This is a genomic window from Pseudoalteromonas sp. SG44-5 (assembly GCF_014164175.1).
GTDB lineage: Bacteria > Pseudomonadota > Gammaproteobacteria > Enterobacterales > Alteromonadaceae > Pseudoalteromonas > Pseudoalteromonas nigrifaciens.
In genome coordinates, this window is sequence record NZ_JACJES010000013.1 from 24,762 (window position 1) to 36,406 (window position 11,645).

Sequence of the window (11,645 nt, forward strand, 5' to 3'; positions counted from 1 at the left end):
TGTTATAACTCCCTTATCTCTTCGACTATTTCTTCATCAATGTATATATCACCATCGTCTTCGATTACTGGTGCATCCACTAAATCAAATGACCAGTCATTGATGGTTTCTATAGCACCATCGACCATTAATTTTAGCTCACTACACATTTGGGCTACCTCTTCGCGACCCCATTGCGCTTTAGCACATAGCTTTTCAAACAACTGGCTATGAGCCAGATCTAATCCATCAACTTCGTTTGTCAGCTCTGAGACTTCAATATAATCGCTTTCATCTTCACCTGAGATAAAGATCTGTTCCAACATATTTTTTGCTTCTGTTGTTTGGCTTTCATGAAGGGCTAATATTGTTTCATCTAAGCTAAATTCTGATGAGTTTTGATTACTTAGTGCTGGTTGGTGACTACTTGTAGTAAGCTGATGAATATCACTCGTAACAGACTCTTTATTCAACCCTAAATTTGTGTAGAGTTTTTCGATTTGCTTTACTTCTTTGTTATCAACATTGCCATCAGCGAGCGCAATAGACAGAATAAACCGTTTCACAAATTCTATTTCTTTTACACCTAAATTATTAAGTCTATTTTTTAACCCCGTATTATCTGATGGTGTAACTAATCGCCATGTAAGATAAGCCTTTAGAGATCGCTTTTCTGTATCCGTTAATTTTTCATCATGAGCAATTAGCTTTTCTAACTCTGAACTTTCTGACTCATCTACAATTCCATCTATATTTGCAACCATAGCACCTAAGCGCAGTGCGACACCGACTTGATTAAACGCATAGCTAGGGACGAACTCTTCCCCATGACCTGGATAAAATAATACAAGTTTGCCATCTAATTTAGGTTTTGTATGGTGATAACGTAAGTCAGGCGCAATACCAATATCAGCAAAGCTAGCTAAGTTATAAATGAGCTCACCTTCTTTCTTATTTATCGCTTTTGGTGCTGGTAAGTCTGTTTGCAACCAAAAATCAGCTACATTTGTTACCCCATCATGTTCTAAAATGATAGTTTGGGCCCACGTTTTAAACTTTTCGATTAATGGTGATGGTTGGCTATTAGCGATGGCACGAGGCAACAGTATTAATGCAGCTAAATCATCTTTGCTTGTATTAGTCTTAGCTAAATAACGGCTATAGCTAGCTAGTTCCTCAGTGACCATATCTGCTATTGGAATAAGCTTTTTTATAGGTGCTTTTAATATGCTCGGGTCAGGCAAACCGTCGAGTAAAATTTTAACGCTAGGGATGCCACCACTGGCAGCAAAGTACTCAGCGTTTAATTTAGTTTTATTTACTTTTACTTGCATCCCTTCTGGGAATTTTTGCTTGTAGTAAAGTTTGAAAAGTGAATCAAACTCTACATCGCAGCGTCTAGCTGCTGTTTTTAGATTGTATTGGTCTGTATTTTTAATCCACTCAAGTGCTAGTTCATCACTCACTCTTTCTGTGGCAACAACTTGCTCTGAAAGACGTAATTTAAAAAGTAGTGAATGACGCGTCTTCGGTAATATATGTTTTTTACTTTTAAATAATTCAGGTTTAAGTAAATACATAAATTCCAAAAAGTTTGCTGAGTAACCAGCAAAAGAACGATTTGAAATAAACACCTTGTGCAAACGCAGTACTTCATAAAAAATGTCTTCAAATTGTTCATCTCCAACTTTATCAACTTGACCATTTTCAATAACAAATCTTTCAAGTCCATAAAAGTACAAAAACACGAATCCTACTGGGGTATTGGCCGCGCTTCTGTCGGTTGCTAACCAGTCAAGGTAGGCTCCTCTACACTGTCTAGAAAGCCTGTTATAACTCGGCCAGTAACCAAGTGAATCATCTGTATAATAACCTAGCTGATGCCCCAAAGGGGTTGATGCGGGTAAAATTGGGTTTAATAATGCAGGCTCAGAGTCATAACCTCGAAGAGACTCCATTTTTTCACCTAAGTAAATAAATCCTCTTAGCTTGCGCTTGTGTATAATAGTTTCTTTCTTCTTATCAAGCCATTGGGCTTTTCTTGTACTTTTAATGTTTGCATTTTGAGGTTCTGTGCTCTCAAAAATATTAAATGTAGCAAAATCGTCCTCAGAATGTGTTGCACTATGGGCACTCTCTATAATTGGCGTAGGTTTATTAACAGCAGTGGTGTGAGTTTTTGGATTAGCCTGCTTTGCTGTGGTTAATTCAGTAGCTTGTTCGTGTAACTCAACACTAACTGATGCTTTTGTAGTTGTAATAGGAGCTATCGAGCTAGTTACGTCACTCGAAGGTCTAGATAAAGAAGGCTTAGATAAAGAATGTTTAGAAGCAGCCGCATCACGAGTTTCTTTTATATTTTGACTCGGGTTACCTAGCACTCTAGGCTTTGTTTTTTTTGAATCTGAGCGTGAACTTGTAATTAACCAAATTATCAATATAACAACTGCAATTATAAAAACGAATTCCATGCAACATCCCTTTAAAAATGGTTGGCACCATTTTGTTATTTAAAACTCCATCTACTACTAACATACCACTAAAAAATTCATAAATGTATAGTACTGTTGCTAAGTAATTTCAATTATTCTTAAGCAAACAATAAAACCGTCTTTAATAAAGCTTACTATGTATAGCAATTCAAACTGTTACTCGGGATTAACTTGATCACCCGTAGTAAAATGTCAAACTTACAGAATTCAAAGGCTAAACTGAACTTGGTTCATAATTAAAAAGTTGCCGCAGGTGGAGTACCAGCAAGAATTAAAGGCTCAAAACATGTAATACATAAAATACTACCTAACCCTTCAGGCTCTCTCAAAAAACGTCTAAGCTTGAATAGTTTTGCTTCATCTAAAGATAGAATTTTATTAGAGGTGTAGTTTTTCCCTCATCAGGTAAAAACACTTTGGAAACTGTAGACATAAATTAAGCTTTTAATTCCATTTAAATGATCATACTTAAGACAGCTAATTTAAAAATCAGAATATGGTTAAGCAAGCTTTAATAGCTTTATTTAAAAAGGATATGTTTATGAAGTATATTAAATTAAATTTGTAACACCCAAATGAGGAATTTGGGTGGCAGTCTTACCAGCCACATCTCGGCACACACGTCACAAACTGTGGCTGCTCCCTTCCGGGCCTGACCAGGTTCGCCTGCTAGTGTTGCGAGAGGACCAATAAGACTACCATTGAGGGCCTTGGTTGGCGCGGGAAGGATTATCTCTACTTTTGCTACGTTATTCAAGGGATAATCGAAAAAGAAAGTGCGATTGCATACTTCATATACAATCGCGGTCTTTTAAACTGTTTTATGTTTACTATTTGCTCTCTAACTGCGCTTTAATATTACGCAGTGCCGCTTTTACTTTTTTCATGTTCTCTGGGCCCATACGTAAAAGCTGTTTTTGTGCAGCGGGTAATTGCTCCCACTCTGCAAATGCATATTGGTAGGTTACTGAATCGCGCAGTAATGGTAAGTTACCTTCTGGCTCTGGTGTATCGAGTAATAAGTCGATTGCATCTTCAAGCGTTTGCGTAAACTCATTATCGCCGTAACCAATTTCTGTATAGGCATTATTAATAAGCGGTTTATATTCTTCAAATAAACGCACGGCTTGGGCGGCGCTCATACTAGTAAATATTTTTACATACGGGGTGTAACGTTCATAACTATTAGGATCGATAGTTAAAATATCACCTTCTGTGACACTAAATTTTTCTTCTGGCTTTATTACTGGTGTATGTTTTGTAGCAACTTTGCCCTTTGCTAAATTATCAACAAACACGACACCACGGCGAATAACATCATCGGTAATCATTAGCTCCATTACCGAATCACTTAAGTATTCATCCATTTTTGCCACAACAACTGCATCACTTTCATCAAGTGGTGGTAATTGCACGGCTGCTGGCTCGGCATCACGCTGCGCTGGCATTTCATAATCTTGTGGTTTATCTGGCAATACTGATGGAACATCTAAAACAGGATCATTCTCTGGCTTTAACTCCATCATAGGCTGCTCTACTGGTGCTGGCTCAACCTCAGTAAGCACTTCTGCTTCGTTGCTTGGCTTAAGCAATACAAATGCAGCGGCGCATACGAGTACCACTAAAATAATAATGGCAAAAAGTAGATTGTTATTAGGTGGACGTTTTTGAACATCTGACGCTGATGGTTTATCTGACATACGAACTCCATTAAAATTAAAATGCAATATCACTTAGAGTATTCTAAATGAGTTTAATTCATAGCTTACAGTAAATAATATTAAAAGCAGCTAAGGTATCCTTTGATTCTTCTAGCTTAAAGACTTAAAGTAAATAAATAAAGTAAAGACGTAGAACAGTTTAGTCCCTTATATGAAAATCAAGCAAGTTGATCCTAACAAACCCAAAGTTGCCCTTCTATTAACAGGGGGTGGCGCACGCGCTGCTTATCAAGTAGGCGTACTTAAAGCATTAGCTCATAGCATGCCTAGAACAGCGCCTCTGCCATTTAGAGTAATAAATGGTACATCTGCTGGGGCTATAAACTCTGCGGCGCTAGCTTGCTATGCCTCCTGCGCGCACTTAGCAGTTAGAAAGCTCGAGTCTGTATGGAAGAACTTTTCTACTTCTATGGTGTATAAAAGTGATTTTTTAAGTGTATTTGGTCATATTACTCGTAATATTTTAACCAGTTTTCAGTCAGAACATATAAATCATCCGCCTGCGAGTTTATTAAACAATCGGCCACTGCGTAAATTATTAAACGAAATATTAGATTTACATCGCATTGAACGCAATTTACATCACAATTACTTAGAAGCGCTTTCGATTACCGCCTCTAGTTATACTACTGGTGATTCGGTGGCGTTTTATCAATCTAATACACGCCTACCATGGCAACGCGCTAAACGTGAGGGCCGCGCTACGCGTATTAATGTTGAGCATTTAATGGCTTCGAGCGCCATTCCTATGGTGTTTCCTAGTGTAAATATTTATAACCATTACTTTGGTGATGGCTCTATACATCAGTTATCGCCTCTAAGCCCATCAATACATTTAGGCGCTGAAAAAATATTCATTATTGGTGTTGAGCAGCCTAAAGAGTTACACCCTGTGGGTTACTCTGCTCATTACCCTGGGCTGTCTTCGGTTGCAGGGCATTTACTCGACAGCGTGTTTACCGATACTATGCAATCTGACTTAGAACGGCTAGAGCGAATTAACCGCACCTTAGGCTTGCTGCCAGCTCGCGATAAACACCAAGAACTTAAGCGCATAGAAACCTGCGTGATCAACCCATCACAAAACTTTAATGCTATTGCCGCGCAGTACTACGACGATATGCCATGGGCAATTAAAGTGTTGCTTAGGATCATAGGGGTTAAAAAACATTCGCAATCGAGTTTAACCAGCTATTTATTATTTGAAAAACGTTATACCCAACATTTAATACAAATTGGTTATGAGGATGGCATGAAAAAGCTACCTGAAATACGTAAGTTTTTAGAGCTAGATTAGGGCGCTGATGCATGCTCGCCCTGCATCATCTAAGTAACTTACTCAATACCATCAAATAAATAATGCTCTACTCGCTCTACGCGCCTTGGTTTACCTTGCAGTATTAAAATATCGTTGGCTAGTAATATAGTGTGATCTGATGGATTCTCTATTTCATTATTTTGTCGGCGCAGTGCTTTTATAGACACTTTTCGTTTTGCTAAATTAAGCGCCGCAATACTTTTATTAACCGCAAAAGCTTTATCGGGTAGCGCTATTACATGCAAGTATTCAAGGCGTTCATGCGCGTCTTCGTCTACATCAAGGTACTCACCGGTAAAAAAGCGTTGCAATAATTGATAACGGTTATGCCTTTCGGTGCTAACACGGCGAATAATACGGCTCATTGGTACCCCCGACATAGACAAAACATGCGAAACCAACATTAAGCTAGCTTCAAGGGTTTCTGGCACAACTTCGGTAACCCCCAGTTCTTTTAAACGCTCCAGCTGACTGTCGTCTTTGGTTCTTATTAGTATTTTTACCTCTGGGGCAACTTGCTTGATTGCATCTATTACTATTTGCGTTTGCTCAAACTCAGTAAAGGTAATAATGACTAAACGTGCTCGCTCTACTCCCGCACATTTTAAAATATCTTTTTGTTTAACATGGCCAAATAATATAGGCTCACCAGCCGCTTTACCTTCTTGAACTAAAATTGGATTACTTTCTATTGCTATATAATCAATGGCTTCTGGTTTTAAAAAACGTGCAACCGTTTGCCCCACCCGTGAAAAGCCACAAATAATGACATGATCACTATACAGTGTGCTGCTTTTAGGTTCACTTTCCCACGCTTGGCTTGCACGATCTAGCACGCCAATACGCTTTAAAATAAAAGGTGTTTTATCAATTAAAAAGGGCGTAAGCGCCATAGAAAGCACCCCTAAAGCAATTAAAAACGATACTTGCTGATTAGTTAGTAACTGATGCTGAGCGCCTAGCGCTATAAGTACAAAACCAAACTCCCCCATTTGCCATAGCATAAATGCACATGCTAGCGCGTCTTGTTTTCGCTCGCCCATTAGCTGAGCACTTATTGCCATTACCGCTATTTTTAATACTAATAACCCAACTAATGCGCCAATAATAAGTAAGCTATTATTAAGCACATACATTACATTGAGCTGCATGCCGACAGTGACAAAAAACAACCCCATTAAAATATCTCTAAATGGCCTAATATCTGCCTCAAGCTGATGCCGATAATGGCTTTCTCCTAGCATCATGCCTGCTAAAAAAGCGCCCAGTGCCATAGATAAACCAAATGAGTAGGTGAGTAAGGCAGCAAATAAAGCCACCAGCAAAGTGGTAAGCATAAATAGCTCGTCGGTACGTACTAACGCAATTTCATTAAATACTTTAGGCAAAATCCATTTACCTATAGCCCAAAGTAGTAAACAAACAAACGCCCCCTTAGTGAGTGCTACTGCTAACGCCCAGCTAATACTTTGCGATCCGGTAGCGGCTAATAAAGGTAAAATAATCAGTAAAGGCACAACCGCAATGTCTTGCAATAAAAGCACTCCAATGGCGAGCTGCCCACGGCGTTTATTTAACTCTCCGTTTTCTTTTAATAGCTTAACAACCACAGCAGTTGAGGACAGCATCATAATAACGCCAATTGTAAAACTGGTGAGCAAACTAAAGTTTAAGCAATATAAAATCACAATAAGCACTGTACTGGTTACTACAACCTGCAATGATCCTAAGCCAAATACTATATTGCGCATTGCCATTAGGCGCGAAATAGAAAACTCGAGCCCCAAACTAAATAATAAAAATACTATACCTAGTTCAGCTACTAAATCCATTTCGTGAGTTTGCGTCATCCAGCCAACACTGTGACTACCCGCTAAAACCCCTGTTGCTAAATAAGCCAATATAGGAGGTAGCCCTACGCGCTTAAAAATCCATACAAATAAGACAGCAGCGACTAATAAAGTAAAAATTTGAGTATTAATATTTTGCAAATATTACCTCGTTACTTATAAAAACAGCCATGCTTAACTATAGCAATCACCAATTTATCGGCCAGTTTTTAAATGTGGCATAAAATTCGCTTGGTATTATAAGATCATATACTCGGGGGAAATAAATCAATGGAAAATGTGCATATATTGACACAACGTATTGCTGGACGCGGAGAGTTTTTGCCGTTTTCGGCTGAGCATTATCGTAAAAATGAACCGGCAGCAACGCAAGAGCTAGCTGCAAAATTACAAACCAGTTTAATACTCGAAGATATATTAGCTATTTATGCAAAATTTGCAAAACAACTGCTAAATTTTTCAGGAATACAGTTCAAGTCGGCGCTAGGTACAGTGCAAACGCCTGATTGCGATATTGATACGCTTTCTTATACCTTTGATTTAAATGTAGAGAACAGTAATTTAGGGCAATTAATATACTTTAGTAAATACCCACTGAGTGTGGCCATAGAAAAAAAACTACAATATTTTCATAGTGCGCTGCTCTACCCTTTACGTAATGCGATAATGTATAACCGGGTATTAAAACTTGCCACAAAAGATGCATTAACTGGACTAAGCAATAGAAGTCAATTTAATGACACCTTACTGCAAAAGCTTGAAAACTGCCGCCGTTACCAGCGCCCATTTAGTTTAATGTTGCTTGATTTAGACAGTTTTAAGCAAGTAAACGATAATTTTGGTCATAAAGTGGGTGACGATGTACTTAAAGAGTTTGCCTTAGTACTTAATGGCTCTATTCGAGGCACTGACTCTGTATTTAGATTTGGTGGCGATGAATTTGCAATACTCATTGAAGATCCTGAGTTTACTACTAATAAAGTAATAGCTGAGCGCATTATGCAACGCGTTAAAAACTCAAAAATAATGGCGCAGTACTTAGTTACTACCAGTATTGGCTTTACTTTAGCGAGTAGCCAAGACACCGAAAACGATGTTTTTTCGCGAGCCGATAAGGGTTTATATAAAGCCAAAGCAGCGGGACGAAATTGCGCCAAAGCATATTAAGTACAGCGGTTAATATTGTTGTAAATAAAAAGCCTAGCTTCCCCCGCTAGGCTTTTTATTGCTGCCTAAGTAGTTTTAATAAGTCTACCTACTTAGGGAGCAACTTTGCCGATAAAAACTTATACATAACCAACGCAATGCAAAAACCAAAAAAGAAACCACTGAGTAAATTAAGTAATGCAGCAATGCTAGCAAGTGGCGTAAATAACACTAACAACAGCGGTACACTCACTCCTAAAATAAAAAACAGCCCACCTTTACCTAACCAATAAGCCAGTAAAATACTAGCGCACACTATTCCACCCGCTATAGCGCAGCCTAATGTCACTATATCAAGCGTTAAAAAATAATTAGCAAGCACAGCAATAACCGCTGTAATTAGCATACCTTGTGGTGCTTTATTTACTAACGATAAGCCTACATGCGGCTCCTTACTCATTATTTACACTCCCAATAAATACCGTTTTCATCACTATGGTTAGCACTTATAAAATAGCCTACCACTTGTACTAGGTCATCATTATAAAAAATTAACGGCACATTAGCACGCAGCCAAGGAGCCACTTTTGCATCTTTAAACCAATGCTTGAGCGTATTACTTCCTGGTTTTTTTAAAGGTTTGATGCGCGCACTATTACAATTAAAACGCACGCTTACTTGCTCATCTGCAGTTGGCGCTCTGACTCCTACGCCACTGTGTTTTTTTAGTAAGCGACCATCGGCAAGCTTTAGCTCACTGCGAGTAATTAGTGTGTTGTTTAATATTTGCGTACTTGGTACAACAAAATATAAATGCCCTTGATGGCGGCGTATTTGTCCATCACTAAGCTCAATAAGCATTTGTGCATCGCTTTTAGCTGCAATAGCCTGATTAATTATTTGCTCCAGCTGCTTTTGCGATGGTAATACATGAGTAAATAGCTCTAGCCATGCACGTACTACATTGGCTGTTCTAATCGGAGTAAATTTGGCAATAGCACTTATATTTAACGCCTGCTGAGAATTAACGCATTGCGTTAAATCAATGTGAGTATATTCGTTGAGTAAAGCGTGTTGCTGCTGCAGTAAACTAATACTGCGAGCGGTACATTGTTCAAAACCATTAAAGCGCGCTGCTAATATTGGCACAACTTGCTGGCGCATAAAGTTACGCTCAAAGCGCTCATCAGTATTAGAATCATCGGTAACATGGTTAAGTGCATATTGCGCCGCAAAGGCTTCTATATCACTGCGTTTTACCGCTAACAGCGGCCTGAAACATAATCGCCCGCTGGTTAAAGTGCGCTCGCGCTGCATTGCACCTAAACCTTTTAAACCCGAGCCACGTTTTAAGCGCAGTAAAAAGGTTTCTATTTGGTCGTTTAAATGTTGCCCAAGTAAAATAATGCTGCCATGTGGGCTTAGCTCATCTAATGCTTGGTAACGAGCATCGCGCGCTTGCGCCTCTAGGCTCGTGCGTGACTGCTGCTCTATATTTACTTTAGCCGTTTGAAATGGCACATTTAGCTCATTGCACAGGGTTTGACAAAAAACCTGCCAGTCGTCGGCATACTGGCTCAAACCATGGTGTATATAAATAGCAGAAACTTGCAGTGCAGGATCCTGCACTCGTAAAGCATGCATTAAATGCAGTAACACCACAGAATCAACGCCACCAGAAAGTGCCACAGTAAACACCCTATGACCTTGCTCAATATATTGACCCAATGATTGTTTTACTTGTTGATAAATAAGCGATGTGTGCATTAATTTAACCTGAGCTCCAGATAATTTAGCCAATAATTTTAAAATACTAGGGTCTGTTGACCTTTGCGGATTAAAATTTATTCAAACTAGGGGCGATTTAATCACGGCGCGAGGTTTGTAACCTAGTGGGCTAAGTAAAAACCGAGCAACAAAGAGTCAATCGCCCCTAGGTAGAACCCTTCGGGCAGCGCATGTTTGGCATTGATCCTACGTTATCGCCTATTTATGGGGAATAACCACACCACATAGGCTCTGCCTTGCCTAAATACCAAACACACTGCTGTAAATTTAACCTTGAAAGATAAACAGACCCTAAGTTTTAGGTACTTGATTTTAGCCATTTTAAAACAAAAAAACCGCATAAGCGGCTTTTTTAAATATTTATTGCTAATTATTAAAAGAATTTAAGAGCAATAACCAAACGACATTAAGCGTTTGTAGCGCTGATCAAGCATCTCTTCAAGCGAAAGTGCTTGTAGGTCGGCTAAGTCACGCTTTAATCGCACTTTTAAATTACGTGCCATAGCATCATAATTACGGTGCGCTCCACCTAATGGCTCATCTACTAAGTTGTTAATTAGGTCTAACTCTTTAACTCGCTTAGCAGTTACACCCATAGCTTCAGCAGCAAGTGGGGCTTTATCGGCGCTTTTCCATAAAATAGACGCACACCCTTCAGGAGAAATTACTGAGTAAGTACTGTATTGCAACATGTTAACACGATCGCCAACACCAATTGCTAACGCACCACCCGATCCACCTTCACCAATAACCGTACAAATAGTTGGCACTTTTAAAGAGGCCATTACTTTAAGGTTACGGGCGATAGCTTCTGACTGGCCACGCTCTTCAGCACCCACACCAGGATAAGCTCCAGGGGTGTCGATAAAGGTCATAATTGGCATTTTAAAACGCTCAGCCATTTCCATTAAGCGCAATGCTTTACGGTATCCTTCAGGCTTTGGCATACCAAAGTTACGTTTAATTTTTTCAGCGGTACCACGGCCTTTTTGTTGGCCAATAACCATTACTGGTTCGCCATCTAAACGCGCTATACCACCTAAAATTGCCGGATCATTAGCAAAAGTACGATCACCTGCAAACTCGTCAAACTCCGTAAAAATACGCTCGATATAATCTCGAGTATAAGGACGCAACGGATGACGTGCCAGCTGTGATACTTGCCAAGCGCCAAGTTCAGAGAATATTTTCTCTTTTAATCGGTCGCTTTTCTCTTTTAGCTTGCTGACTTCCTCTTCTAATTCAAGGTCTAATTCGCCAGCGCGGCTTACATTTTGTAATTCTTCAATTTTCACTTCTAATTCTGCAATCGGAAGCTCAAAATCAAGATAATTGAGGCTCATGCTCTAAA

General features: G+C 39.2%; 8 protein-coding genes and 1 other RNA gene. 2 read left to right on the forward strand and 7 right to left on the reverse strand.

All coding sequences use genetic code 11. The features are described 5' to 3' along the window. Positions 1 to 2: 2 nt before the first annotated feature. The 3 genes from H5079_RS12765 to H5079_RS12775 all read right to left on the reverse strand — a co-directional run bounded on the left by H5079_RS12765 (position 3) and on the right by H5079_RS12775 (position 4,171). Entirely contained in the window at positions 3 to 2,450 is a 2,448-nt protein-coding gene (locus H5079_RS12765; RefSeq protein ID WP_182684239.1) for a TerB N-terminal domain-containing protein, read from the reverse strand. A 616-nt stretch (positions 2,451 to 3,066) separates the two neighbouring features. After that, positions 3,067 to 3,163, reverse strand: an RNA gene (gene ffs, locus H5079_RS12770) — signal recognition particle sRNA small type. A 138-nt stretch (positions 3,164 to 3,301) separates the two neighbouring features. Further along, positions 3,302 to 4,171 (reverse strand): DUF3014 domain-containing protein, encoded by an 870-nt coding sequence (locus H5079_RS12775; protein ID WP_086999367.1) that lies wholly within the window; start codon positions 4,169 to 4,171, stop codon positions 3,302 to 3,304. Between the two features lie 172 nt (positions 4,172 to 4,343). On the opposite strand from H5079_RS12775, the gene H5079_RS12780 reads away from it, so the two are divergent. Beyond that, positions 4,344 to 5,489: a patatin-like phospholipase family protein gene (locus tag H5079_RS12780; RefSeq protein ID WP_011328667.1), complete on the forward strand. Its 1,146-nt coding sequence runs from the start codon at positions 4,344 to 4,346 to the stop codon at positions 5,487 to 5,489. A gap of 38 nt (positions 5,490 to 5,527) precedes the next feature. On the opposite strand, the gene H5079_RS12785 is transcribed toward H5079_RS12780, so the two are convergent. Next, complete coding sequence (locus H5079_RS12785) at positions 5,528 to 7,501, reverse strand: cation:proton antiporter (RefSeq protein ID WP_182684240.1); 1,974 nt, start codon at positions 7,499 to 7,501, stop codon at positions 5,528 to 5,530. Positions 7,502 to 7,630: 129 nt separating this feature from the next. On the opposite strand from H5079_RS12785, the gene H5079_RS12790 reads away from it, so the two are divergent. Next, complete coding sequence (locus H5079_RS12790) at positions 7,631 to 8,527, forward strand: GGDEF domain-containing protein (RefSeq protein ID WP_182684241.1); 897 nt, start codon at positions 7,631 to 7,633, stop codon at positions 8,525 to 8,527. Positions 8,528 to 8,615: 88 nt separating this feature from the next. Here H5079_RS12790 and H5079_RS12795 read toward each other — a convergent pair whose 3' ends face one another. From H5079_RS12795 to accA, 3 genes are all read right to left on the reverse strand, one after another. Further along, positions 8,616 to 8,966 carry a hypothetical protein gene (locus H5079_RS12795; protein WP_011328670.1) on the reverse strand — a complete coding sequence of 117 codons (351 nt, stop codon included), beginning with the start codon at positions 8,964 to 8,966 and terminating at the stop codon, positions 8,616 to 8,618. Beyond that, the gene (tilS, locus tag H5079_RS12800) at positions 8,966 to 10,273 is read right to left on the reverse strand and encodes a tRNA lysidine(34) synthetase TilS (protein ID WP_089368972.1); all 1,308 of its coding nucleotides are present in this window, start codon (positions 10,271 to 10,273) and stop codon (positions 8,966 to 8,968) included. The genes H5079_RS12795 and tilS overlap by 1 nt, the downstream gene beginning before the upstream one ends. A gap of 404 nt (positions 10,274 to 10,677) precedes the next feature. Further along, complete coding sequence (gene accA / locus H5079_RS12805) at positions 10,678 to 11,637, reverse strand: acetyl-CoA carboxylase carboxyl transferase subunit alpha (RefSeq protein WP_011328672.1); 960 nt, start codon at positions 11,635 to 11,637, stop codon at positions 10,678 to 10,680. Between the last annotated feature and the right edge of the window lie 8 nt (positions 11,638 to 11,645).